We start from the raw sequence: 21,592 nt of genomic DNA, 5'->3' as shown, positions 1-21,592 counted from the left end.
TAATTATGGGATATTAAAATATCCCATAATGAAGTTAAAAATGATGGGTAAAGGGAGGACTATTTTTTTCCAAATAATGAGCCCAGTAGACCGCGTACGATTTTTTTCCCAGTGCTTCCGCCGAGGCTTCGTGCAGCACTTTTAGCAAACGTACCGACAATATCTTGGGTGAGTTTTTCGCGTTGTTTGGCTGCACGTTCTGCTTCTTTTTGTTGTTCACGGGCAAGGCGTTCTTGTTCTTTGGCTTGCTGTTTTGCGAAAGCTTCTTGTTCGGCTTGTTGTTGATGCTGAACTACTTTGTTTTGCAGTATTTCAAAAGCACTTTCTCTATCAAGTACTTGCTCATAAACACCCGCAACCACACTGTTTGTCATGAGCGTCTTACGCTCTTCAAGCGTGATAGGTGTAAAAGATGAATATGGGGGCATAACCCAACCGCGTTCAACCATTTGTGGCGTGCCTTTCTCATCTAGACAGCTAATTAGCGCTTCACCAACTGCCAACTCCGTAATGGCGTCCTGTACTTTGAATGCAGGATTGGGTCTAAAAGTATCAGCTGCAGTTTTTACTGCTTTTTGATCTTTTGGTGTGAAGGCGCGAAGTGCATGCTGAACACGGTTGCCCAGTTGTCCTAAAACACTTTCAGGTAAATCCAGCGGATTTTGGGTGACAAAATAAATACCTACTCCCTTAGAGCGGATTAAGCGTACCACTTGTTCGATCTTTTCTTGCAAACCAGAGCTGGCATTGTCAAACAGTAAATGAGCTTCATCGAAGAAAAATACCAATTTCGGTTTATCCATATCACCGACTTCAGGTAATTGTTCAAACAGTTCGGAAAGCATCCACAGTAAGAAAGTCGCATAAAGCTTTGGTGTGTTCATTAATTTATCGGCAGCGAGCAAATTAATATTGCCGTGACCTTGTGCATCGGTTTGGATAAAATCCATGAGGTCTAATGCAGGCTCACCAAAAAATTGATCACCGCCTTGATCGGACAGTGCTAGCAAATTACGTTGGATTGCACCCAAGCTGGCAGGAGAAAGATTGCCGTATTCTGCTTTAAAGTCAGCTGCATGCTCAGTCACATAAGTGATCATCGCCTTGAGGTCTTTAAAGTCGATCAGTAATAAACCTTGATCATCCGCAATGCGGAAAATCGCAGAAAGCACACCTTCTTGGGTATCATTCAAATTCAGCATTCGGGCTAAAAGCAATGGACCAATTTCTGATACTGTAGTCCGAATCGGATGACCTTGTTCGCCAAATAAATCCCAAAAAACCACAGGTGATGCGCTAAATGGGATTGATTCAATATTGAGGCTCTTGATGCGTTCATCAAATTTTGAATTATTTTCACCTGCTTTGGCAAGGCTAGAGACATCACCTTTTGCATCGGCTAAAAATACCGGCACACCAATACGAGAAAAGCTCTCTGCCAAGACCTTTAAAGTGACTGTTTTTCCAGTTCCTGTTGCGCCGGCAATCAAGCCATGTCGGTTTGCCAGTTGCGAATGTAAAACAATCTCTTGGGATGTATCTGAGGTTTTTTTTGCGATGACAATTGGTGTGCCCATAATTATTCCTTTTTATTCGATCTTTTGTTGTTGCATTATTTTGAGTGCTTGTTGAATATCTTCTATCAAATCGTGAGGATGTTCCAGTCCTATACAAAAACGAACCAATATTCCTTCTTGTAAATGTGGATGTGCAAGCTCACGCATTTGATCAATTTGATAGAGCATTACTAAACTCACTGGGCCACCCCAGCTAAAACCTAATTTAAACAGGTTAAGCGCATCACAAAAATTGCGTATATCTTGAAGATTATATTTTTTATCAAAAATTACACTGATCAAACCTGCGCTCAATTCTGATAGGCAAACTTCTTTCCAAAAAGTATGACCTGCAGATTTTGGATTGGCAGGGTGCAATACTTGTGCAAACTCATTTTGCTGTAGAAGCCAGCTTAATAAAGTTAGCGCTGATTTAGATTGGTGTGTATAACGGAGTTCCATTGAAGATAGGCTGCGCTGAATCTGTGCGGTGTCATCGCCTGATATAGAAATCCCTTGAATTGCATGCATGCGAAATAGCTTGTGGTATAAATCCTTGTTTTTTGTTACGACACTCCCCATGAGAATGTCACCACCACCGCTTGGATATTTGGTGAGTGCATGGACGGTGATATCGACTGCTAAGTGTTCTGTACCAAAATCAAAAGCATTAAAAGCCAGACCCGCTCCCCAAGTATTATCAAGTGCGGTAAGGATCTTATGCGTTTGAGCTTTTTTGACCAGATTCTTTAAATCTGGAAATTCGAGTGTTACAGATCCTGCAGCTTCTAACCAAATTAACTTAGCTTTATCACTGGGTTTAAAGCTCTCAACATCAATTGGGTTATAGACCTTAACGGCAATACCATAACGTGATTCTAGGTTTCGCAAATGCTCCATATTTGGACCGTAAATATTGTCCGCGACCCAAACTTCATCACCATGTGCTAAAAAACAAGAATTCACCAAGTTGATTGCAGAGAGTCCGCTTGGTGCAAGGAGGCAGTATTTTCCGCCTTCTAATTGTGCAATATTGTCGCCTAGCGTAAACGTAGTGGGGGTGCCATGCGTTCCGTAACTATAGTCATAAGCATCGGTCCAATGGCGATTGAAAAGAGCATCGGTATTTTCAAAAATGATCGTTGATGCACGATAAATAGGAGGTTGAATACTATTTAAAAGTTGAGGTGCTTTTCTAGGGCTATGTATGAGTTGAGTTTGCGTATTTATTTTCACAATTTACCTGTATAAACCGTCATTTTATAACTAACAAAACATACTACTAAAAAACTGCATAGCTGTGCTTTGTTTAAAATTATTTAACAACCTATAGGTTGGCTTCATTTTTGCAACTGCTAGTGCAATATAAGAAAAGTTCGGGTTGGAAAATGAAGCCATTAAAAGTGCATTACTTTCAGCATATTGCTGGTGAAGGGTTCGGAAGTTGTTATGAATATTTAAAATCAATTGGAGCACAAATTAGTGCTACGGAGTTTTTTGCATTACCTGTTGAGATGGCATTAGAAATCGAGGCGTTACCAGCAATTGAAGATATTGATTTACTAATCATCATGGGTGGAGCAATGAGTGTAAATGATGAGGCAAATTATCCATGGCTAAAAATAGAAAAAAGATGGATCCGTCGATATTTATCACTAGGCAAGCCTGCCATTGGTTTGTGTCTCGGAGGTCAGCTTATAGCCAATGCTTTGGGAGCAAGTGTACGTTTAAATGAACAACAAGAGTTAGGTTGGACTAATGTCTTCAGAACTCAACATGGTTTATCAGATTACTTTGAAATACCTAAAGAATTGGAAATAATGCAATGGCACAGTGAGACTTTTGAGATTCCTAAAGGAGGCGTCAGACTGGCTGAAAATAATGTGTGTGCAAATCAAATGTACCAAATTGGAAAGAATGTGCTGGGTTTTCAGTTTCATCCAGAAATAACGCCGAAAGTTTTACAAATGTATATTGAGAATGAAGAGCATGAGAAGGTATTTTCTGGCGCTTATGTACAATCTTTAGATACCTTAAAACAAACAAAAAAAACGAGGTTCCAAAAAGGGAATGAATTGCTGACCGATGCAATTAATTATGTATTGGGGTTCGGGCAGGGTGTACAAAAGAAAGCCGCCAACGCTTAACCGTAAATTGAGAAAAAATGATAAATAGGTTTGCTTAACAGTTAAACAATCGTTATAATGGGCGACCCTTTGATATTAAGGGCTAAACAACGTTGATTGTTGTTTAGATCGTTACAGTCGTGGCATCGATCACGACCTTAGTGATTTTCACTGCCTCTGACACTTGCCTTGTTTTCGGACAGGGGGAGATGCGTCATGGGTGATTCTTTATATATTTGGCTTGGAGTTTACTGGTATGTCTAACCAGAGAATCCGTATCCGTTTGAAGTCTTTTGATCACCGTTTAATTGATCAATCTTCTCAAGAGATCGTAGAAACAGCAAAACGTACTGGCGCACAAGTTTGTGGTCCAATCCCGATGCCAACTCGCATCGAGCGTTTTAACGTTCTAACTTCACCGCACGTTAACAAAGACGCGCGTGATCAGTATGAAATCCGCACTTACAAGCGTTTGATCGATATCGTTCAACCTACAGACAAAACTGTAGATGCATTGATGAAATTAGATCTTGCAGCTGGTGTAGACGTTCAGATCGCATTGGGTTAAGGCTTTCGGTTAATTAACACTCTAAGTTAATTAAGCCGCTTTTTTAGAGGTTTATGCACATGGCTATTGGTTTAGTCGGTCGCAAGTGCGGTATGACACGTATCTTTACAGATGCTGGTGTTTCTGTACCTGTTACAGTGATTGAGGTTGATCCTAACCGTATCACTCAAATCAAAACGCTTGAAACTGATGGTTATCAAGCGATTCAAATCACTACTGGTGAACGTCGCGAATCTCGCGTTACTAATGCTCAGAAAGGTCACTTCGCTAAAGCGGGTGTTGCTGCTGGTCGTTTAGTTCAAGAGTTCCGTGTTACAGAAGCTGATCTTGAAGGTCGTGAAGTTGGCGGAACTATCGGTGTAGATTTGTTCACAGTGGGTCAAATCGTTGACGTAACTGGTCAGTCTAAAGGTAAAGGTTTCCAAGGTGGTGTTAAGCGTTGGAACTTCCGTACTCAAGACGCTACTCACGGTAACTCTGTTTCTCACCGTGTTCTAGGTTCTACAGGTCAAAACCAGACTCCTGGTCGCGTATTCAAAGGCAAAAAAATGGCTGGCCATTTAGGTGCTGAACGCGTAACTACACAGGGTCTTGAAATCGTTGCTATCGATACAGAGCGTTCAGTTCTTGTAGTTAAAGGCGCGGTTCCTGGTGCTACCGGTGGTGACGTAACTGTTCGTCCTACTATCAAGGCTTGAGGGGAAATAACGTGAATTTAAATACTGTTTCCGGCTCTGCTGTTGAATTATCAGAAGTTGCGTTCGGTCGTGAATTCAATGAAGCTCTTGTACACCAAGTTGTTACGGCTTATTTAGCTGGTGGTCGTCAAGGTTCAAAAGCTCAGAAATCACGTGCAGACGTTTCTGGCGGTGGTAAAAAACCATTCCGTCAAAAAGGTACTGGTCGCGCTCGTGCTGGTTCTATTCGTAGCCCAATCTGGGTTGGCGGTGGTAAAACTTTTGCTGCTCGTCCACAAGACTGGTCTCAAAAAGTAAACCGTAAAATGTATCGCGGTGCTATGCAATGCATCCTAGCTGAACTTGTTCGTCAAGATCGCTTAGTTTTAGTTGAAGAGTTTGCTGTAGCTGCTCCAAAAACTAAAGAATTGCTTGCAAAACTTAACGACTTGAATGCTACTCGTGCATTGATCGTTACTGATGCTGTTGATGAGAACTTGTATCTAGCTGCTCGTAACCTTCCACACGTTGATGTGGTTGATGCTGCTGCTATCGATCCTGTTAGCTTGATCGCGTTCGATAAAGTTGTTATGTCTGTAGCTGCTGCTAAGAAAATTGAGGTAGAACTCGGATGAACAACGAACGTATCTATCAAGTCCTAAAAGGACCTGTATTCTCAGAAAAAGCACAAGTTTTAGGTGAAACTGCTGGTGTTCAAGTGTTTAAAGTTGCTATCGATGCAAACAAACTTGAAATCAAAAAAGCAGTTGAACAATTATTTGGTGTAGAAGTTGTTAAAGTTAACACGACTATCACTAAAGGTAAGACTAAACGCTTTGGTAAAACTATCGGACGTCGTTCTGATGTTAAAAAAGCATACGTCACCCTGAAAGCTGGCCAAGATGTAGAAATGGCTGACTTGGGCGATACCGCTGAAAGCACAGCGGAATAAGGACGAGAATTATGCCTATTCAAAAATGTAAGCCAACGTCTCCAGGACGTCGCTTTGTAGAGAAAGTCGTTCACGACCATCTTCACAAAGGTGCGCCTTATGCTCCGTTGGTAGAAGCTAAAAAACGTACTGGTGGTCGTAATAACAACGGTCACATTACTACACGTCACGTTGGTGGTGGTCACAAGCAACATTACCGTATTGTTGACTTTAAACGTAACAAAGATGGCATTCCTGCGACTGTAGAGCGTATCGAATACGATCCTAACCGTACTGCACACATTGCATTAGTTTTGTATGCTGATGGTGAGCGTCGTTATATCATTGCGCCTAAAGGTCTACGTGCTGGTGATAAAGTTCAATCTGGTAACGATGCTCCAATTCGTCCAGGTAACTGCTTACCACTTCGTAACATGCCTATCGGTTCTACTCTTCACAATATCGAGCTTAAAATCGGTAAAGGCGCTCAATTAGTGCGTTCTGCTGGTGCTTCTGCTCAGTTATTGGGTCGTGACGGTTCTTACGCAATTATTCGTCTACGTTCTGGCGAAATGCGTAAAGTACACGTTGAATGTCGCGCAGTTCTTGGTGAAGTTTCTAACCAAGAAAGCAACTTACGTTCACTAGGTAAAGCTGGTGCTTCACGCTGGCGTGGTGTTCGTCCTACCGTTCGTGGTATGGCGATGAACCCGGTAGATCACCCACATGGTGGTGGTGAAGGGCGTAACAAAGGTATTCAACCTGTAAGCCCATGGGGTCAAAAAGCTAAAGGGTACAAGACACGTACCAATAAGCGTACGACTAAGATGATCATTCGCGACCGTCGCGTTAAGTAACAAGTAAAGGAATCTGACAATGCCTCGTTCTCTGAAAAAAGGCCCATTCGTCGATGCGCACTTGTTCGCTAAGGTTGAAGCGGCTATCGCGGCTAATAACCGTAAGCCGATCAAAACTTGGTCGCGTCGTTCGATGATCCTCCCGGATTTTGTTGGTTTAACAATTTCTGTACACAATGGTCGTAACCATGTTCCGGTAATCGTATCTGAGCATATGGTTGGTCACAAGCTTGGTGAATTTGCACCGACTCGTACTTACCGTGGTCACGGTGTTGACAAGAAATCTAAACGTTAATAGGTGCTATGATGGAAGTAACTGCTAAATTACGCGGTGCCGCTATCTCGGCACAAAAAGCTCGTTTGGTTGCAGACTTGATTCGCGGCAAATCTGTTGCGCACGCTCTTAACATCCTAAACTTCAGCAACAAAAAAGCTGCAGTTTTAGTTAAGAAAGCGTTGGAATCTGCGATTGCAAACGCTGAACATAATAACAGTTTAGATGTAGACGATCTTAAAGTTTCTACGATCTACGTTGATGAAGGCATGAGCCTTAAACGTATTTTGCCACGTGCTAAAGGTCGTGCAGATCGTATTACTAAGCGTACTTGTCACATCACCGTTAAGGTAGGGGTTTGATATGGGTCAGAAGGTTCATCCAATCGGTATCCGCCTAGGTGTTGTGAAACGTCATAACGCTAACTGGTATGCGAATCCGAAACAATACGCTGAATACTTGCTTAAAGATCTTCAAGTTCGTGAGTTTTTAAACAAAAAACTTAAGAATGCGATGGTGAGCAATATTCTTATCGAACGTCCAACAGGCGCTGCTAAAGTAACAATTAGCACTGCTCGTCCTGGTATCGTGATCGGTAAAAAAGGCGAAGACATTGAAAAATTACAGCGCGAACTTACCAATATTATGGGTGTTCCAGCGCAAGTAAGCATCAACGAAATTGATCGTCCAGATTTAGACGCTCGTCTAGTTGGTGAAGCAATTGCTTCTCAATTAGAAAAACGTGTAATGTTCCGTCGTGCTATGAAGCGTGCGGTTCAAAACACTATGCGTGCTGGTGCGAAAGGTATCAAAGTTGAAGTTTCTGGTCGTTTAGGCGGTGCAGAGATTGCACGTACTGAATGGTATCGTGAAGGTCGTGTACCTCTACATACTCTTCGTGCTGACATCGACTATTCAGCGGTTCGCGCAGAAACTACTTACGGTACGATCGGCGTTAAAGTTTGGATCTTCCGTGGTGAGATCTTGGGCGGCATGAAACAAGTCATGAACCCAGCTCCAGCTGAAGAACGTCCAGCTAAACGTGGTCGCGGTCGTGGTGAAGGTCAAGAGCGTCGTGGTCGTCGCAATGATCGTTCTGCTGAAAAAGGAGAATAATCCATGTTGCAACCTAAACGTACTAAATTCCGTAAAGTGCAAAAAGGCCGTAACACTGGTCTAGCACATCGCGGTAGCACAGTATCTTTTGGTACTATCGCACTTAAATCAGTTGAACGTGGTCGCATGACTGCGCGTCAAATTGAAGCAGCGCGTCGTACAATCAGCCGTCGTGTAAAACGTGGTGGTAAGATCTTTATCCGTGTATTCCCGGACAAACCAATTACTGAAAAACCATTAGAAGTTCGTATGGGTAAAGGTAAAGGTTCTGTGGAATATTGGGTTTGTGAAATCAAACCAGGTAAGATCCTGTACGAAATGGAAGGTGTGAACGAAGAATTAGCGCGTGAAGCATTTACGCTTGCTGCTGCTAAACTTCCGTTTAAAACCACTATCGTGACTCGGACGGTAATGTAATGAAAACTAAAGATCTACGTGAAAAGTCGGTAGAAGAATTGACAGCTTTGCTTGATGAGCAACAGTTGAACCAATTCCGTCTTCGCATGGCTAAAGCAACTGGTCAATTGGGTAAATCGCACGAAGTGCAATTAACTCGTAAAACTATTGCTCGCATCAAGACCCTCCTTACCGAAAAACAGGGGAACGCACAATGAGTGAGCAAACAGTTCGCACGTTAACAGGCAAAGTAGTAAGCGACAAGATGGACAAGTCTATCGTTGTTCTTATCGAACGCCGCGTTCAACACCCGTTGTATGGCAAATCAATCCGCCGTTCAATAAAATTACACGCTCATGATGAGAACAACACTGCTAAAACTGGCGATGTTGTAACTATCAAAGAAAGCCGCCCAATTTCTAAAACTAAGTCTTGGACTTTAGTTGAAGTTGTTGAAGCAGCTGCTGAGTAAATAACGTTCTTGTTGCATCATCGGTCAATTTCGAGTACTCTTTGAGCCTTTCGAAATTGTGACCGGTGATGCTCGGTTTTGGAGTAGGGCAATGATTCAGACCGAAACTATGCTCGACGTAGCAGACAACAGTGGTGCTCGCCGCGTACAATGTATTAAAGTACTTGGTGGTTCACATCGTCGTTATGCTTCAGTTGGCGACATTATTAAAGTTACTGTAAAAGAAGCAATTCCACGTGGCCGTGTTAAAAAAGGCGACGTAATGAATGCAGTAGTTGTACGTACAAAATTCGGTATCCGTCGTCCAGATGGTTCTGTTATTCGTTTCGATGATAACGCTGCTGTTATTTTGAACAACAACAAAGCTCCGATTGCTACTCGTATTTTCGGACCAGTGACTCGTGAACTTCGTACTGAACAGTTCATGAAAATCATTTCATTGGCTCCTGAAGTTCTATAATAGAGGCAATCATGGCTAAGATTAAAAAAGGCGATCAAGTAATCGTGATCGCAGGTAAAGAAAAAGGCAAACAAGGTACTGTTTTGTCTGTTTCTAATGACCGAGTTAAGGTTGAAGGTCTTAACTTAGTTAAGAAGCATCAAAAGCCTAACCGTGCAACAGGTGCTGAAGGCGCTATCGTTACACAAGAAGCTTTGCTTCATATCTCTAACGTGGCAATTTTTAATGCTACAACCCAAAAGGCTGACCGTGTTGGTTACCAAGTGATTGACGGCGTGAAAACTCGCGTTTACAAATCAAATGGTGAATCAGTGGCGGTAGCGAAGTAATAGGTTGAAATAGGCAATGGCCAGACTTAAAGCGCGTTACAACGACGAACTTAAAGCTCAATTACAAGAACAATTGGGCGTTAAGAATGTGATGGAGATCCCTCGCATCACTAAAATCACGATCAATATGGGTGTTGGTGCAGCTGCTGCTGACAAAAAACTCCTTGATGGTGCTCTTTCTGATATGCAAGCTATCGCTGGTCAAAAACCAGTTCTTACGTTAGCTCGTAAATCTATCGCTGGTTTCAAAATCCGTGATGGTTGGCCGATTGGTTGTAAAGTTACTTTACGCGGCGAACGCATGTACGAATTCTTAGACCGTTTGATCTCTATCGCGATTCCTCGTATCCGTGACTTCCGTGGTTTCTCTGCGAAATCATTTGACGGTCGTGGTAACTACTCTATGGGTCTTAAAGAACAGATCATGTTCCCTGAGATCGATTTTGATAAGATTGACCGTATTCGTGGTATGGATATTACCATCACTACGACTGCTCGCACCGATGACGAAGGCCGTGCGCTTATGCGTGCATTCGGCTTCCCGTTCAAATAAGAGGTCGATATGGCTAAGAAAGGTATGATTAATCGCGAATTGAAACGCGAAGCTACTGTTGCTAAATACGCTGCAAAACGTGCTGAATTAAAAGCTGTTATTGCAAACGTAAATGCAAGCGACGAAGAGCGTTTCGAAGCGATGATGAAGTTACAAGCATTACCACGTAATGCATCTCCAGTACGTCTTCGTAACCGTTGTGGTTTAACTGGTCGTCCTCATGGTTACTTCCGTAAGTTCGGTTTAAGCCGTAACAAATTACGTGACACAGTAATGCAAGGTGATGTACCGGGCGTTGTTAAGGCAAGCTGGTAAGGAGCACTATAAATGAGTATGCAAGATACCGTTGCCGACATGTTAACACGTGTTCGTAACGCACAAATGGCGAAGAAACAAACTGTTTCTATGCCAAACTCAAAGTTAAAAGTTGCGATTGCTAACGTTCTTCAACAAGAAGGTTATATAGCTGATGTAGCTGTTGCAGATGCTGAAGGCAAACCAACACTTACTTTGACTTTAAAATATTTCGAAGGCAAACCAGTTATTGAAACTGTGAAGCGCGTTAGCCGTCCAGGTTTACGTCAATATCGCGGTAAAGATAACCTTCCAAGCGTTAAGCAAGGTTTAGGTATTGCAATTGTTTCTACAAGCAAAGGCATCATGACTGATCGCGCTGCACGTGCTGCAGGTATCGGTGGTGAAGTTATTGCTTTTGTTTCTTAATAGGTGATTCCTCATGTCTCGTGTGGCTAAAGCCCCAGTAACTGTACCTAACGGTGTAACAGTTACTCAGAACGGCCGGCAGGTCGAAGTGAAAGGCAGCAAAGGTACTTTGTCTTTCAACCTGCATGCGCTGGTCGAGCTAAAACAGGAAGACGGTATTCTAGCTGTTGCTCCTAAAGCTGAATCTAAAGATGCTTGGATGCAAGCTGGTACTGCTCGCGCTGTGCTTAACAACCTTGTTAAAGGTGTTAGCGAAGGTTTCGAACGTAAGTTACAACTTATCGGTGTTGGTTATAAAGCTGCGGTTAAAGGGAACACAGTTCACCTTAACCTAGGTTTCTCTCACCCGATCGATTACAACCTTCCTGAAGGTGTAACTGCTGAAACACCTACAGCTACTGAAATCGTGCTTAAATCTGCTGATAAAGCAGCTTTAGGTCAAGTTGCTGCAGATATCCGTGGTTACCGTCCGCCAGAGCCATATAAAGGTAAAGGTGTTCGTTATTCTGATGAAGTTGTACTTCGTAAAGAAGCTAAGAAGAAATAAGGCGCGAGGTTCTTATGAACGAAAAGAAACAAACCCGTTTGCGTCGTGCGAAAAGCACACGCTTGCACATCCGTGCATTGGGTGCGACTCGTTTGTGTGTAAACCGCACTCCGCGTCACATCTATGCTCAAGTAATCTCAGCAGATGGTGGCAAAGTATTAGCGCAAGCTTCTACTTTAGATGCTACGTTACGTAGTGGTACTACAGGTAACGTTGAAGCAGCTACTAAAGTTGGTGCTTTAATCGCTGAACGTGCTAAAGCAGCTGGCGTAACTAAAGTTGCATTTGACCGTTCTGGTTTCAAATATCATGGTCGTATCAAAGCCTTGGCTGATGCTGCTCGTGAAAACGGCTTGGAGTTCTAATCATGGCTAAAGTTGAACAAAACGAAGGTCTTGTTGAAAAGCTGGTTGCCGTTGATCGTGTAGCCAAAGTTGTTAAGGGTGGTCGTATTTTCTCTTTCACAGCATTAACTGTTGTAGGTGATGGTAATGGTCGCGTAGGTTTTGGTCGTGGTAAAGCTCGTGAAGTTCCAGCTGCTATTTCTAAAGCACTTGAAGCTGCTCGTCGCAACATGATTACTGTTGAACTTGTTGATGGTACTGTTCAGCACCCTATCAACGCTCGTCACGGTGCTAGCCGTGTTTACATGCAACCTGCTTCTGAAGGTACTGGTGTAATTGCTGGTGGCGCTATGCGTGCTGTTTTAGAAGCTGTTGGTGTACGTAACGTATTAACTAAATGTTATGGTTCTACTAACGCTGCGAACGTAGTAAACGCGACTTTTAATGGTCTGCGTGATATGACTTCTCCTGAGAAAGTTGCTGCGAAACGTGGTCTTTCAGTAGCACAAATTCAAGGGTAATCAATCATGAAAACGATTAAAGTTACCCAGACTAAATCTGCATCGCATCGCTTGAAAAATCACAAGCTTAGCCTTAAAGGTTTAGGTCTGCGTCGTATTGGTCACACTGTAGAAGTTCAAGATACTCCTTCTAACCGTGGTATGATCAATCAAGTTTACTATATGGTTAGTGTAGAGGAATAAGCCATGACTCTGCGTTTAAATACAATTGCACCTGCAGAAGGTGCTAAGCGTGAAAACCTTCGTTTAGGCCGTGGTATTGGTTCTGGCGTTGGTAAGACTGGTGGCCGTGGTGTCAAAGGTCAAAACTCACGTAAGAGCGGTGGTACTCGTCCAGGTTTCGAGGGTGGTCAAACTGCGTTATATCGTCGTCTACCTAAGTTCGGTTTCACTAGCCAATTGGCTTTGAAAACTGCTGAAGTACGTTTGTCTGAACTTAACAAAGTTGAAGGCGATATCGTGTCTCTTGAAACTTTAAAAGCAGCGAACGTTGTACGTAAAGATATGATTCGTGCTCGTATCGTTCTTTCTGGTGAAATCACTCGTGCATTCACTGTTCAAGGTGTTGCATTGACTAAAGGCGCTAAAGCTGCTGTTGAAGCTGCTGGCGGTAAAGTCGAGGAGTAATCGCGAGTGTCTATGTCTCCTAGTTCTACAGGTCATGTTCACATGATGAAAGGTCAACCATTTCACGTGAAATATCGTGAAATTATTCGCCGATTAATGTTTTTAATTGGTGCTTTGGTGGTCTTTCGACTAGGAGCGCATATTCCGCTGCCAGGTATTGATAATGTCGCTTTAGAACGTTTCTTTAATGCAAACCAGGGTACTTTCCTTGGTTTGTTTAATATGTTCTCAGGCGGGGCATTGGAACGAATGTCCATTCTTGCGTTGGGGATCATGCCGTATATTTCTGCATCGATTATCGTGCAGTTAATGTCAACGGTTGTTCCTTCGCTGGAAGCATTGAAAAAAGAAGGCGAGCAGGGCAAGCGTAAGATTAACCAATATACGCGTTACGGCACATTATTCCTTGCAATTGTACAAGGTATTGGTATGTGTGCGGGTCTGATCAGTCAAGGGATTACCTTTACTTCAGGTTTAGCATTCTATATTCCTGCATTAACGTCGTTAGTTGCAGGTACCATGTTCTTAATGTGGTTGGGAGAGCAAATTACCGAACGTGGTGTTGGTAATGGGATCTCTATGATCATCTTTGCAGGTATTGTTGCTGGTTTACCAAGTATGGTTGTGCAATCATTTACCCTAGTGGAAAATGGTCAATCAAGCTTAATTGGTATTGCTATATTTGGCTTATTGTCTTTAGCTGTTTTAGCTGCGATTGTGTTTATTGAAAAAGCACAACGTCGTATACCTGTTAACTATGCTCAAAAGCAGCAAGGTCGCCGAGTATTTACTGCACAGCAGACTCACTTACCATTAAAAATCAACATGGCAGGTGTTATTCCAGCAATTTTCGCAAGTTCGTTATTGCTGTTTCCTGCAAGTTTAGGTCAATGGTTAGGTAGTTCTGATCCTAATGCAGGGATCGTTAAGCGTACACTACAAGATTTGGCATTAGTTTTATCGCCTGGACAACCATTATATTTGGTGCTATTCGGTGCGCTTATTATTTTCTTCTGTTATTTTTATACGGCACTAGTTTTCAGTCCTAAAGAAGTATCAGAAAACTTAAAGCGTAGTGGAGCTTATGTACCTGGTATCCGCCCAGGTGAGCAAACTGCTCGTTATTTAGATCATATTCTTAGTCGTTTAACATTTATCGGTTCGATTTATATCACTGTTGTATGTTTAATGCCGATGGTACTTCAAAGTTCTTTTGGTATTCCATTCCATTTGGGTGGTACATCGCTGTTGATCGTGGTTGTTGTAGTTATGGACTTTATGGCTCAGCTACAGGCACACCTCACATCGCGCCAATATGATAATCAAACACTAATGAGTAAAACGACTGCTCATCCTAAGGGATAAGCGCACTTAGAGGTTTCATCATGAAAGTTCAAGCTTCTGTAAAGAAAATTTGTGGTAGCTGTAAAGTTATCCGTCGTAATGGGGTAATCCGCGTGATTTGTAGCGCTGAACCTCGTCATAAGCAGCGTCAAGGTTAATCTGATCAAGACCTGTTGATTTCAGTAGGCTAATTAGGTTATTATCCGCCCCTCAAAGATTTTGTGGGGCGGTTGATTATCTCTACTGCCTTTTTGGAGAAAGTGAATGGCTCGTATTGCCGGTGTAAACATTCCGGATAACAAGCATGCTGTTATCTCTCTTACGTATATCTTTGGTATTGGCCGCCATACTGCTAAGCAAATCTTAGCTGCAACTGGTATTGCACCAACTACTAAGATCCGTGAATTAGATGACGCTCAGCTTGATGCGATTCGTGCAGAAGTTGCTAAGGTTCCGACCGAAGGTGACTTACGTCGCGAAATTTCCATGAACATTAAACGTTTAATGGATTTAGGCTGCTACCGCGGTCTTCGTCATCGTCGCAGCTTGCCTGTCCGCGGACAACGCACCAAAACTAACGCACGTACCCGTAAAGGTCCGCGCAAACCTATTAAGAAATAAGATTTCTGGAAGCTAAAAGATGGCTAAAGATACTCGCACACGCAAGAAGGTCACTCGTACCGTCTCTGAAGGTGTTGCACACATTCACGCTTCTTTTAATAACACCATTGTGACTATTACCGATCGTCAAGGTAATGCACTGGCTTGGGCCACTTCAGGTGGACAAGGCTTCCGTGGATCACGTAAATCAACTCCGTTTGCTGCTCAGGTAGCTGCTGAAGTAGCTGGTAAAGCTGCTTTAGATTACGGTTTGAAAAACTTGGATGTCCTTGTTAAAGGTCCTGGTCCAGGTCGTGAATCTGCGGTTCGTGCTTTAGGTGCAGTGGGTTATAAAATTAATAGCATTACCGATGTGACTCCAATTCCTCACAACGGTTGCCGTCCACCTAAAAAACGTCGCGTGTAAGGAGAAACATTCATGGCTCGTTATATTGGTCCAAAATGCAAACTCTCTCGCCGCGAAGGGACAGACCTGCAACTTAAATCAGGCGTTAAACCGTTTGATGTTAAGACAAAAAAACATGCTAAAGCTCCTGGCCAACATGGTGGAGCTCGTGGTGGTAAACAATCAGAGTACTCACTACAATTACGTGAAAAACAAAAAGTACGTCGTATGTACGGTGTTTTAGAGCGTCAATTTAGTAACTACTATAAAGAAGCTGCTCGTGTTAAAGGCGCAACAGGTGAAAACTTGTTGAAATTGCTTGAAAGCCGTTTAGATAACGTTGTTTATCGTATGGGCTTTGGTTCTACACGTGCAGAAGCTCGTCAGCTTGTATCTCACCGTTCAATCACTTTAAATGGTCGTCGTGTTAACATCGCGTCAATCCAAGTTAAAGCTGGTGACGTGATTGCAGTACACGAAGGCGCTAAACAACAATTACGTATTAAAAACGCAATTGAATTGGCTGCTCAACGTGGAACTCCTTCTTGGATGGAAGTTGACCATTCTAAATTAGAAGGTACATTCAAATCTGCACCTGATCGTTCTGATTTACCTGCTGAAATCAACGAAAGCTTGATTGTTGAATTGTATTCTAAATAATCCTTGAGGTAGCAATAATGACGCGTACTGCAAACGAGTTTCTAACTCCGCAAGCGATCAAGGTCGAAGCGGCAAGCGGGACCTCGGCAAAAGTGATTCTAGAACCTTTAGAGCGTGGCTTTGGTCATACTCTAGGTAATGCTTTACGTCGCATTCTTTTATCATCTTTACCTGGCGCTGCTGTGGTTGAAGTTGAGATTGAAGGCGTCGAGCACGAGTACAGTACTTTAGAAGGCTTGCAGCAGGACATCGTCGAGCTCTTGCTGAACCTTAAAGGATTGTCTATTAAGCTGTTCGATCAAAATGAAGCATATTTGACATTAGAGAAACAAGGACCTGGCGATGTAACTGCCGCTGATCTTCGTTTACCTCACAATGTCGAAGTGGTTAACCCTGAACATTTGATCGGCACGTTAAGTGCTTCAGGCTCATTGAAAATGCGCTTGAAAGTTGTTCAAGGTCGTGGTTATGAGACTTCTGATTCTCGCTTCCCAGAAGGTGAAACTCGCCCAGTGGGACGTTTACAATTAGATGCGTCTTATAGCCCGATTAAACGTGTTTCTTACACAGTTGAAAATGCTCGTGTAGAACAACGTACAGACCTTGACAAGTTGGTCATTGATCTTGAAACAAACGGGACTGTTGATCCTGAAGAAGCGATCCGTAAAGCGGCAACAATCTTGCAACAACAAATTGCAATCTTTGTTGATCTTCAGAAAGATCAAGCTCCAGTTGCTCAAGAACCTCGTGAAGAAGTTGACCCAATCTTGCTTCGTCCAGTAGATGATCTAGAGCTTACTGTTCGTTCTGCTAACTGTTTGAAAGCAGAAAATATTTACTACATTGGTGATCTTGTTCAACGTACTGAAGTTGAGTTGTTAAAAACTCCTAACTTAGGTAAAAAATCGTTGACTGAGATCAAAGATGTTCTGGCTTCAAAAGGCTTACAACTCGGCATGCGTTTAGAAAACTGGCCACCAGCTAGTTTACGTATGGACGATCGTTTTGCCTATCGTAGTCGTTAATTAAGTAGGACTATCACCATGCGTCATCGTAATAGTGGTGTGAAATTAGGCCGTACAAGCAGTCATCGTAAAGCGATGTTCCAAAACATGGCTAATTCTTTGTTTGAACACGAGTTGATCAAAACAACTGTGCCTAAAGCAAAAGAGTTACGTCGTGTAGCTGAGCCTTTAATCACTTTAGCTAAAGTCGATACAGTAGCAAACCGTCGTTTAGCGTTTGCTCGTACTCGTTCAGCAGCAACTGTTGGTAAATTATTTACCGTTCTTGGCCCTCGTTACAAAGAACGTAACGGCGGTTATCTACGTGTTCTTAAAGCGGGCTTCCGTGCAGGTGATGCTGCACCGATGGCTTACGTTGAGCTAGTAGATCGCGAAGTTAAATAATTTCGTGTAGAACATCGCAAGTTGTTCAAAAAAGGTCGGTTGAATAAACCGGCCTTTTTTTGTCTAACAATTGGCATTACTTGACCTGAATTGATATGTTTTTTGCAACTTTTAGTCAAACTTGACATTGTGTATTGTCAAAAATATGTTTTAATAAAAATGTTCTTATAAAAAGGTTAATAAAAGAAATGGATAAGCAAGTCGATATTCTTATTGTTGGTGCTGGTATCTCTGGAATTGGAATTGCAGCACATTTAATTAAAAATAATCCGAACCGTAAATTTGAAATACTCGAACGTCGTAAAAGTTTCGGTGGAACGTGGGATTTGTTTAAATACCCAGGTATTCGCTCCGACTCAGATATGTCTACTTTTGGCTACAATTTTAAGCCATGGCGTAAAGCGAATGTGCTTGCAGATGGCGCTTCGATTAAAGGTTACTTGGGCGAAGTTGTTAGTGAGTACAATATTAATGAAAAAATTCATTTTGAACATCGTGTCCTTTCAGCTAATTACGATACTTCAATTAAAAAATGGATTGTAGAAATCGAAGATCAAAATGAAAAGAAACAAACTTGGCAAGCTAATTTCGTCTTAGGCTGCACAGGTTATTATAACTATGACCAAGGTTTCCAACCTGATTTTCCAAATCAACATAAATTTAAAGGTCAATTGATTCATCCACAATTTTGGCCTGAAAATTTAGATTATACCGGTAAGAAAGTAGTTATCATTGGTAGTGGAGCAACTGCAATCACTTTAGTACCAGCAATGGCAAAAGGTGGGGCTGGGCATGTAACAATGTTACAACGTTCACCAACGTATATTGCTTCAATTCCTTCGATTGATTTTGTTTATGACAAAACACGTAAATTTATGACAGAGGATATGGCATATAAGTTCACGCGTGCTCGTAATATCGGAATGCAACGTGCGATTTTTGCTTTGTCAAAAAAACAACCTCAACTTGTTCGCAAGTTACTTCTTAAATCTATTGAAATGCAGTTGAAAGGTAAAGTGGATATGAAGCACTTTACCCCAAGTTACAATCCTTGGGATCAACGTTTATGTGTAGTGCCAGACGGTGATTTATTCAAAATTTTACGTAGTGGTAAAGCAAGTGTTGAAACAGATCATATTGAATCATTCACTGAAAATGGTATTCAATTGAAATCTGGTAAACACTTAGATGCAGATATCATTGTTTCTGCGACTGGTCTAGAAATTCAAATTATGGGCGGTATCAAAGCGACGGTTGATGGTCAGCCGATCAAGACTAGCGAACATATGCTTTATAATGGTGTGATGGTAAGTGATGTACCAAATATGGCGATGGTCATTGGTTATGTGAACGCATCATGGACATTAAAAGTAGATGTAGTCGCTGATTATATTTGCCGTCTATTCAAATATATGGATCAGAACGGTTATGATGAAGTTGTCGCACCAACTGACCATTCTGCAATGCTCGATGAAACAGTTATGGGTGAAATGTCATCAGGTTATATTGCGCGTGCGGCTGATCAACTTCCAAAACAAGGTACTAAGGCACCTTGGATGGCAACGCATAACTATTTAGCTGATCGTAAAGATCTCAAAAATGCGACTTTTAATGATGGTATTTTAAAATTTGCGAAGGCTCCGGCACAGTCTGTAAAAAAGCCTAAATTAGTGTCTTAATGAATAGCTATTAAAATAAAAAAGGAAGCGAAAGCTTCCTTTTTCTATCTACAAAGAACGTGATATGAGTTCTTTCATGATTTCATTGGTACCTGCATAAATACGATTTGCACGGTTGTCGATATATGCGCGTGCAATAGGGTATTCAAGCATGAAGCCATAGCCACCGTGTAACTGCAAGCATTCATCGACGACTTTAGAGAACATATCAGAAATTTTATATTTTGCAGCTGCAGCCGCATCTACACCTAACGTACCCTCAAGCTGTAATTCCATACAACGATCTAAATAAGAACGACAAAAGTCTATTTCAGTTCGAAGTTCTGCTAGCTTAAAACGTGTATTTTGAAATGCGCCAATTGGCTTGCCAAATGCTTTACGATCTTTTGTATATTGTACTGTGTGTGCAAAGGCAGCTTCTGCACCAGCTTGGCAGATAATCGCTACAAGCATACGTTCCCAAGCGAGTTCTTTCATAAGCATGATGAAGCCCATGCCTTCCATACCAATCAAGTTTTCCTTTGGTACACGAACATTATCAAAGAACAATTCGCAAGTATCTTGCCCTTTCATACCAATTTTATTGAGTGGTTTACCTTTGGTGAATCCTGCTCGATCAGCTTCGACAATAATGAGAGATAAGTTGGCTGAACCTTTATCACTATTACCTGTCTTGCACACAACAATCGCCATGTCACATAGATAACCATTGGTAATAAAAATTTTAGAACCATTGATGACATATTCATCGCCATCTAAAACTGCAGAAGTTCGTACAGCTTGTAAGTCTGAACCTGTACCAGGCTCAGTCATCGCAATGGCAGTGACAACTTCGCCAGAAGCCATTTTAGGGAGCCATTTTTTCTTCTGCTCTTCGTTGGCAAAATTATTCAGGTAATTCGCAACAATATCCGAATGCAATGAAAAACCAGTTGATGAATCCATTGCATAAGCTTGTTCTTCAATGAGGATCATACTGTAGAGTCGATCTACACCATATCCACCATATTCTTCAGGCATTGTGGTGCACAATAGACCCATTTCACCCGCTTTATTCCATAAGTCACGATCTACATGTTGTTGTTCTTCATATTTAGCAATATTTGGAACGACTTCTTTTTCATAGAATTTTCGGACAGTATCACGAAACGCTTCATGCTCTGCATTGAATAATTTTCGAGGCAACATATTAGGAATTGGTCGAATTGCGCCTGATTGCATATTTATATTTCCATAAGTGTTATTAGAATAGCCACAACATAAGAGAGCCTGAACATTGGTGCAATGTGTTGAATGCTCAAAACGCAAGAATTGCTGATGAATTTGGTCAATTGATATTTTTAAAACACAAAGCTCATGGCTTCAGTTAAAATGGAATGAACACAGATTAGGGGATAAAAATGTACGATGAATTAACGCTTGAAGAGCGTAAAGTTATCTATCGCGCACGTCGTGGTTTAAAAGAAATTGACGTGTATTTTGATCCTTATGTAAAGCAATACTATTTGCAAGCTGAACCAGAAGAGAAAGCAATGTTTGCTGAACTGGTTGAACAAGAAGATCCTGATTTATTGGATTGGTTTATGGAGGTTTCTGAACCACCTCGACCTGAATTGCGCGATTTTATTCAAAAATTAAAAGATTATGTCCATAATCCATGAGCACTATTCACTGAAACACAGCTTTTATTCGGCTGTGTTTCATGTTTTCTTTATGCTCATCATAAGTATTACTTTATTAATCTGTATTGAGCTCATTTATGCTTTGGGCAGTATTATATTTATACTGATTATCTGGTGGAATTTTAGAAAAAAACCACAATTAAAAGAATTACAAAAAATAGACAAAGATTTATGGTCGATTCAAATGACTTCAAATCTAAAAATATACCAAGCAAAACTGAATCGAGTTTTTCATTTTCATTACTTCGTAGTACTCAGTTTTAACGAAAATAAATTCGACTCTTTGGTGATTTGGAGAGATCAAATAGATGAAAAACAATGGAAAAGCTTGATTACTCATGCAAGTTTTGGCTAATTGTTAGACAATAAGTCTTTTATTTTTAAATTTAAAACATGATAAAAAACAATTATTTAAAAATATATAATATGTATAAAAAATGAATTGTTTGACGAAAATGAAAGAAAATCAAATTGTTAGACAAAAATACGGTGAAATCTTAATTTCTAAAGTACATTAAATATACCAACAGCTAAAGAGGAATTTCAAAATGAGTGAAATTCATATGTGGTTGTTTCTAGTGGTTGCTGCTGTTATGGCAATTATAATTGGAAGACTAGGAACTGTGCTGAAGGAACGAATTGAACACCACAACAACGAACAAAATAAACTCTCTTGAGTTTACCGTTTAATAAGTAGCATGTGCCGAACCGTCGCAATGCTACTTTTTTTTGCCC

34 protein-coding genes and 1 pseudogene are annotated in these 21,592 nt (G+C 41.4%); 32 read left to right on the top strand and 3 right to left on the bottom strand.

Annotated features, from left to right (window positions below; all coding sequences use genetic code 11):
* Nucleotides 1-59 precede the first annotated feature (59 nt).
* Both BMW42_RS11905 and BMW42_RS11900 read right to left on the bottom strand, forming a co-directional pair.
* Nucleotides 60-1,577 carry a helicase HerA-like domain-containing protein gene (locus BMW42_RS11905; RefSeq protein ID WP_092768090.1) on the bottom strand — a complete coding sequence of 506 codons (1,518 nt, stop codon included), beginning with the start codon at nt 1,575-1,577 and terminating at the stop codon, nt 60-62.
* 12 nt (nt 1,578-1,589) lie between these two features.
* Nucleotides 1,590-2,792 carry a PLP-dependent transferase gene (locus BMW42_RS11900; protein ID WP_092768088.1) on the bottom strand — a complete coding sequence of 401 codons (1,203 nt, stop codon included), beginning with the start codon at nt 2,790-2,792 and terminating at the stop codon, nt 1,590-1,592.
* 152 nt (nt 2,793-2,944) lie between these two features.
* On the opposite strand from BMW42_RS11900, the gene BMW42_RS11895 reads away from it, so the two are divergent.
* The 30 genes and pseudogenes from BMW42_RS11895 to BMW42_RS11750 all read left to right on the top strand — a co-directional run bounded on the left by BMW42_RS11895 (nt 2,945) and on the right by BMW42_RS11750 (nt 19,175).
* On the top strand, nt 2,945-3,703 hold the full coding sequence (locus BMW42_RS11895) for a type 1 glutamine amidotransferase (RefSeq protein ID WP_092768086.1): 759 nt from the start codon (nt 2,945-2,947) through the stop codon (nt 3,701-3,703).
* A 235-nt stretch (nt 3,704-3,938) separates the two neighbouring features.
* The gene (rpsJ, locus tag BMW42_RS11890) at nt 3,939-4,250 is read left to right on the top strand and encodes a 30S ribosomal protein S10 (RefSeq protein ID WP_004725677.1); all 312 of its coding nucleotides are present in this window, start codon (nt 3,939-3,941) and stop codon (nt 4,248-4,250) included.
* A 59-nt stretch (nt 4,251-4,309) separates the two neighbouring features.
* Nucleotides 4,310-4,948 carry a 50S ribosomal protein L3 gene (gene rplC / locus BMW42_RS11885; RefSeq protein WP_035265091.1) on the top strand — a complete coding sequence of 213 codons (639 nt, stop codon included), beginning with the start codon at nt 4,310-4,312 and terminating at the stop codon, nt 4,946-4,948.
* 11 nt (nt 4,949-4,959) lie between these two features.
* Entirely contained in the window at nt 4,960-5,562 is a 603-nt protein-coding gene (gene rplD / locus BMW42_RS11880; RefSeq protein WP_035265093.1) for a 50S ribosomal protein L4, read from the top strand.
* Nucleotides 5,559-5,879, top strand: a complete 321-nt coding sequence (gene rplW / locus BMW42_RS11875) for a 50S ribosomal protein L23 (protein ID WP_035265097.1) — start codon at nt 5,559-5,561, stop codon at nt 5,877-5,879. Before rplD ends, rplW begins: the two co-directional genes overlap by 4 nt.
* Before the next feature lie 11 nt (nt 5,880-5,890).
* Nucleotides 5,891-6,715: a 50S ribosomal protein L2 gene (gene rplB / locus BMW42_RS11870; RefSeq protein WP_035265099.1), complete on the top strand. Its 825-nt coding sequence runs from the start codon at nt 5,891-5,893 to the stop codon at nt 6,713-6,715.
* Nucleotides 6,716-6,734: 19 nt separating this feature from the next.
* A complete protein-coding gene (gene rpsS / locus BMW42_RS11865) occupies nt 6,735-7,010 on the top strand; it encodes a 30S ribosomal protein S19 (protein ID WP_004281508.1) in 276 nt (91 codons plus the stop codon).
* A gap of 11 nt (nt 7,011-7,021) precedes the next feature.
* On the top strand, nt 7,022-7,351 hold the full coding sequence (gene rplV / locus BMW42_RS11860) for a 50S ribosomal protein L22 (RefSeq protein ID WP_035265103.1): 330 nt from the start codon (nt 7,022-7,024) through the stop codon (nt 7,349-7,351).
* A 1-nt stretch (nt 7,352) separates the two neighbouring features.
* Nucleotides 7,353-8,169, top strand: a pseudogene (gene rpsC, locus BMW42_RS11855) (30S ribosomal protein S3).
* Nucleotides 8,109-8,522, top strand: a complete 414-nt coding sequence (gene rplP / locus BMW42_RS11850) for a 50S ribosomal protein L16 (RefSeq protein WP_035265110.1) — start codon at nt 8,109-8,111, stop codon at nt 8,520-8,522. The pseudogene rpsC and the gene rplP overlap by 61 nt, the downstream one beginning before the upstream one ends.
* Nucleotides 8,522-8,719: a 50S ribosomal protein L29 gene (gene rpmC / locus BMW42_RS11845; protein ID WP_035265113.1), complete on the top strand. Its 198-nt coding sequence runs from the start codon at nt 8,522-8,524 to the stop codon at nt 8,717-8,719. Before rplP ends, rpmC begins: the two co-directional genes overlap by 1 nt.
* Nucleotides 8,716-8,973: a 30S ribosomal protein S17 gene (rpsQ, locus tag BMW42_RS11840; RefSeq protein WP_092768084.1), complete on the top strand. Its 258-nt coding sequence runs from the start codon at nt 8,716-8,718 to the stop codon at nt 8,971-8,973. Before rpmC ends, rpsQ begins: the two co-directional genes overlap by 4 nt.
* Nucleotides 8,974-9,064: 91 nt before the next feature.
* Nucleotides 9,065-9,433 carry a 50S ribosomal protein L14 gene (rplN, locus tag BMW42_RS11835; RefSeq protein WP_035265119.1) on the top strand — a complete coding sequence of 123 codons (369 nt, stop codon included), beginning with the start codon at nt 9,065-9,067 and terminating at the stop codon, nt 9,431-9,433.
* Nucleotides 9,434-9,444: 11 nt separating this feature from the next.
* Complete coding sequence (gene rplX / locus BMW42_RS11830) at nt 9,445-9,762, top strand: 50S ribosomal protein L24 (RefSeq protein ID WP_035265122.1); 318 nt, start codon at nt 9,445-9,447, stop codon at nt 9,760-9,762.
* A 16-nt stretch (nt 9,763-9,778) separates the two neighbouring features.
* Nucleotides 9,779-10,315, top strand: coding sequence for a 50S ribosomal protein L5 (gene rplE / locus BMW42_RS11825; RefSeq protein WP_004809796.1), 537 nt, complete (start codon nt 9,779-9,781; stop codon nt 10,313-10,315).
* A 9-nt stretch (nt 10,316-10,324) separates the two neighbouring features.
* Nucleotides 10,325-10,630 (top strand): 30S ribosomal protein S14, encoded by a 306-nt coding sequence (rpsN, locus tag BMW42_RS11820; RefSeq protein WP_067731180.1) that lies wholly within the window; start codon nt 10,325-10,327, stop codon nt 10,628-10,630.
* Nucleotides 10,631-10,642: 12 nt separating this feature from the next.
* Nucleotides 10,643-11,038 (top strand): 30S ribosomal protein S8, encoded by a 396-nt coding sequence (gene rpsH, locus BMW42_RS11815; RefSeq protein ID WP_035265132.1) that lies wholly within the window; start codon nt 10,643-10,645, stop codon nt 11,036-11,038.
* Between the two features lie 13 nt (nt 11,039-11,051).
* Nucleotides 11,052-11,585: a 50S ribosomal protein L6 gene (gene rplF / locus BMW42_RS11810; RefSeq protein ID WP_035265135.1), complete on the top strand. Its 534-nt coding sequence runs from the start codon at nt 11,052-11,054 to the stop codon at nt 11,583-11,585.
* Nucleotides 11,586-11,599: 14 nt separating this feature from the next.
* Nucleotides 11,600-11,950, top strand: a complete 351-nt coding sequence (gene rplR, locus BMW42_RS11805; RefSeq protein WP_035265138.1) for a 50S ribosomal protein L18 — start codon at nt 11,600-11,602, stop codon at nt 11,948-11,950.
* A 2-nt stretch (nt 11,951-11,952) separates the two neighbouring features.
* Nucleotides 11,953-12,450 carry a 30S ribosomal protein S5 gene (gene rpsE / locus BMW42_RS11800; protein WP_035265141.1) on the top strand — a complete coding sequence of 166 codons (498 nt, stop codon included), beginning with the start codon at nt 11,953-11,955 and terminating at the stop codon, nt 12,448-12,450.
* Nucleotides 12,451-12,456: 6 nt separating this feature from the next.
* Nucleotides 12,457-12,633, top strand: coding sequence for a 50S ribosomal protein L30 (gene rpmD / locus BMW42_RS11795; RefSeq protein WP_004786899.1), 177 nt, complete (start codon nt 12,457-12,459; stop codon nt 12,631-12,633).
* Between the two features lie 3 nt (nt 12,634-12,636).
* Nucleotides 12,637-13,077, top strand: a complete 441-nt coding sequence (gene rplO, locus BMW42_RS11790) for a 50S ribosomal protein L15 (RefSeq protein ID WP_092768082.1) — start codon at nt 12,637-12,639, stop codon at nt 13,075-13,077.
* Between the two features lie 45 nt (nt 13,078-13,122).
* Nucleotides 13,123-14,442 (top strand): preprotein translocase subunit SecY, encoded by a 1,320-nt coding sequence (gene secY / locus BMW42_RS11785; RefSeq protein ID WP_171076742.1) that lies wholly within the window; start codon nt 13,123-13,125, stop codon nt 14,440-14,442.
* A gap of 20 nt (nt 14,443-14,462) precedes the next feature.
* Nucleotides 14,463-14,579 (top strand): 50S ribosomal protein L36, encoded by a 117-nt coding sequence (gene rpmJ / locus BMW42_RS11780; protein ID WP_000867907.1) that lies wholly within the window; start codon nt 14,463-14,465, stop codon nt 14,577-14,579.
* 106 nt (nt 14,580-14,685) lie between these two features.
* Nucleotides 14,686-15,042, top strand: coding sequence for a 30S ribosomal protein S13 (rpsM, locus tag BMW42_RS11775; protein ID WP_035265156.1), 357 nt, complete (start codon nt 14,686-14,688; stop codon nt 15,040-15,042).
* A 19-nt stretch (nt 15,043-15,061) separates the two neighbouring features.
* Entirely contained in the window at nt 15,062-15,448 is a 387-nt protein-coding gene (rpsK, locus tag BMW42_RS11770) for a 30S ribosomal protein S11 (RefSeq protein WP_001040166.1), read from the top strand.
* Nucleotides 15,449-15,460: 12 nt separating this feature from the next.
* Nucleotides 15,461-16,087, top strand: a complete 627-nt coding sequence (rpsD, locus tag BMW42_RS11765) for a 30S ribosomal protein S4 (RefSeq protein ID WP_035265160.1) — start codon at nt 15,461-15,463, stop codon at nt 16,085-16,087.
* A gap of 17 nt (nt 16,088-16,104) precedes the next feature.
* The gene (locus BMW42_RS11760; protein WP_035265161.1) at nt 16,105-17,112 is read left to right on the top strand and encodes a DNA-directed RNA polymerase subunit alpha; all 1,008 of its coding nucleotides are present in this window, start codon (nt 16,105-16,107) and stop codon (nt 17,110-17,112) included.
* 18 nt (nt 17,113-17,130) lie between these two features.
* Nucleotides 17,131-17,496 (top strand): 50S ribosomal protein L17, encoded by a 366-nt coding sequence (rplQ, locus tag BMW42_RS11755; RefSeq protein ID WP_034587447.1) that lies wholly within the window; start codon nt 17,131-17,133, stop codon nt 17,494-17,496.
* Nucleotides 17,497-17,684: 188 nt separating this feature from the next.
* Complete coding sequence (locus BMW42_RS11750; protein WP_092768080.1) at nt 17,685-19,175, top strand: flavin-containing monooxygenase; 1,491 nt, start codon at nt 17,685-17,687, stop codon at nt 19,173-19,175.
* 48 nt (nt 19,176-19,223) lie between these two features.
* On the opposite strand, the gene BMW42_RS11745 is transcribed toward BMW42_RS11750, so the two are convergent.
* Entirely contained in the window at nt 19,224-20,396 is a 1,173-nt protein-coding gene (locus BMW42_RS11745; protein WP_035265167.1) for an acyl-CoA dehydrogenase family protein, read from the bottom strand.
* A gap of 179 nt (nt 20,397-20,575) precedes the next feature.
* Between BMW42_RS11745 and BMW42_RS11740 the strand changes: the two genes are divergently transcribed.
* Nucleotides 20,576-20,836, top strand: a complete 261-nt coding sequence (locus BMW42_RS11740; RefSeq protein WP_092768078.1) for an FAD assembly factor SdhE — start codon at nt 20,576-20,578, stop codon at nt 20,834-20,836.
* Between the two features lie 52 nt (nt 20,837-20,888).
* Nucleotides 20,889-21,212, top strand: coding sequence for a hypothetical protein (locus tag BMW42_RS11735; protein ID WP_092768076.1), 324 nt, complete (start codon nt 20,889-20,891; stop codon nt 21,210-21,212).
* Nucleotides 21,213-21,592: the final 380 nt, after the last annotated feature.

Origin of the sequence: Acinetobacter sp. DSM 11652, assembly GCF_900109815.1 — a bacterium.
In the GTDB taxonomy this organism is placed as follows: domain Bacteria; phylum Pseudomonadota; class Gammaproteobacteria; order Pseudomonadales; family Moraxellaceae; genus Acinetobacter.
The sequence above is the reverse complement of the archived record's forward strand: the minus strand, read 5'-3'. Positions and strand labels throughout refer to the sequence as shown.

What these genes read in the sequence shown, in the direction of transcription:
- BMW42_RS11905 (WP_092768090.1), bottom strand. Translation starts at nt 1,577, where the DNA reads ATGGGCACACCAATTGTCATCGCAAAAAAAACCTCAGATACATCCCAA.
- BMW42_RS11895 (WP_092768086.1), top strand. Translation starts at nt 2,945, where the DNA reads ATGAAGCCATTAAAAGTGCATTACTTTCAGCATATTGCTGGTGAAGGG.
- rpsJ (WP_004725677.1), top strand. Translation starts at nt 3,939, where the DNA reads ATGTCTAACCAGAGAATCCGTATCCGTTTGAAGTCTTTTGATCACCGT.
- rplC (WP_035265091.1), top strand. Translation starts at nt 4,310, where the DNA reads ATGGCTATTGGTTTAGTCGGTCGCAAGTGCGGTATGACACGTATCTTT.
- rplW (WP_035265097.1), top strand. Translation starts at nt 5,559, where the DNA reads ATGAACAACGAACGTATCTATCAAGTCCTAAAAGGACCTGTATTCTCA.
- rplB (WP_035265099.1), top strand. Translation starts at nt 5,891, where the DNA reads ATGCCTATTCAAAAATGTAAGCCAACGTCTCCAGGACGTCGCTTTGTA.
- rpsS (WP_004281508.1), top strand. Translation starts at nt 6,735, where the DNA reads ATGCCTCGTTCTCTGAAAAAAGGCCCATTCGTCGATGCGCACTTGTTC.
- rplV (WP_035265103.1), top strand. Translation starts at nt 7,022, where the DNA reads ATGGAAGTAACTGCTAAATTACGCGGTGCCGCTATCTCGGCACAAAAA.
- rplP (WP_035265110.1), top strand. Translation starts at nt 8,109, where the DNA reads ATGTTGCAACCTAAACGTACTAAATTCCGTAAAGTGCAAAAAGGCCGT.
- rpmC (WP_035265113.1), top strand. Translation starts at nt 8,522, where the DNA reads ATGAAAACTAAAGATCTACGTGAAAAGTCGGTAGAAGAATTGACAGCT.
- rpsQ (WP_092768084.1), top strand. Translation starts at nt 8,716, where the DNA reads ATGAGTGAGCAAACAGTTCGCACGTTAACAGGCAAAGTAGTAAGCGAC.
- rplN (WP_035265119.1), top strand. Translation starts at nt 9,065, where the DNA reads ATGATTCAGACCGAAACTATGCTCGACGTAGCAGACAACAGTGGTGCT.
- rplX (WP_035265122.1), top strand. Translation starts at nt 9,445, where the DNA reads ATGGCTAAGATTAAAAAAGGCGATCAAGTAATCGTGATCGCAGGTAAA.
- rplE (WP_004809796.1), top strand. Translation starts at nt 9,779, where the DNA reads ATGGCCAGACTTAAAGCGCGTTACAACGACGAACTTAAAGCTCAATTA.
- rpsN (WP_067731180.1), top strand. Translation starts at nt 10,325, where the DNA reads ATGGCTAAGAAAGGTATGATTAATCGCGAATTGAAACGCGAAGCTACT.
- rpsH (WP_035265132.1), top strand. Translation starts at nt 10,643, where the DNA reads ATGAGTATGCAAGATACCGTTGCCGACATGTTAACACGTGTTCGTAAC.
- rplF (WP_035265135.1), top strand. Translation starts at nt 11,052, where the DNA reads ATGTCTCGTGTGGCTAAAGCCCCAGTAACTGTACCTAACGGTGTAACA.
- rplR (WP_035265138.1), top strand. Translation starts at nt 11,600, where the DNA reads ATGAACGAAAAGAAACAAACCCGTTTGCGTCGTGCGAAAAGCACACGC.
- rpsE (WP_035265141.1), top strand. Translation starts at nt 11,953, where the DNA reads ATGGCTAAAGTTGAACAAAACGAAGGTCTTGTTGAAAAGCTGGTTGCC.
- rpmD (WP_004786899.1), top strand. Translation starts at nt 12,457, where the DNA reads ATGAAAACGATTAAAGTTACCCAGACTAAATCTGCATCGCATCGCTTG.
- rplO (WP_092768082.1), top strand. Translation starts at nt 12,637, where the DNA reads ATGACTCTGCGTTTAAATACAATTGCACCTGCAGAAGGTGCTAAGCGT.
- secY (WP_171076742.1), top strand. Translation starts at nt 13,123, where the DNA reads ATGAAAGGTCAACCATTTCACGTGAAATATCGTGAAATTATTCGCCGA.
- rpmJ (WP_000867907.1), top strand. Translation starts at nt 14,463, where the DNA reads ATGAAAGTTCAAGCTTCTGTAAAGAAAATTTGTGGTAGCTGTAAAGTT.
- rpsM (WP_035265156.1), top strand. Translation starts at nt 14,686, where the DNA reads ATGGCTCGTATTGCCGGTGTAAACATTCCGGATAACAAGCATGCTGTT.
- rpsK (WP_001040166.1), top strand. Translation starts at nt 15,062, where the DNA reads ATGGCTAAAGATACTCGCACACGCAAGAAGGTCACTCGTACCGTCTCT.
- rpsD (WP_035265160.1), top strand. Translation starts at nt 15,461, where the DNA reads ATGGCTCGTTATATTGGTCCAAAATGCAAACTCTCTCGCCGCGAAGGG.
- BMW42_RS11760 (WP_035265161.1), top strand. Translation starts at nt 16,105, where the DNA reads ATGACGCGTACTGCAAACGAGTTTCTAACTCCGCAAGCGATCAAGGTC.
- rplQ (WP_034587447.1), top strand. Translation starts at nt 17,131, where the DNA reads ATGCGTCATCGTAATAGTGGTGTGAAATTAGGCCGTACAAGCAGTCAT.
- BMW42_RS11750 (WP_092768080.1), top strand. Translation starts at nt 17,685, where the DNA reads ATGGATAAGCAAGTCGATATTCTTATTGTTGGTGCTGGTATCTCTGGA.
- BMW42_RS11745 (WP_035265167.1), bottom strand. Translation starts at nt 20,396, where the DNA reads ATGCAATCAGGCGCAATTCGACCAATTCCTAATATGTTGCCTCGAAAA.
- BMW42_RS11740 (WP_092768078.1), top strand. Translation starts at nt 20,576, where the DNA reads ATGTACGATGAATTAACGCTTGAAGAGCGTAAAGTTATCTATCGCGCA.
- BMW42_RS11735 (WP_092768076.1), top strand. Translation starts at nt 20,889, where the DNA reads ATGCTCATCATAAGTATTACTTTATTAATCTGTATTGAGCTCATTTAT.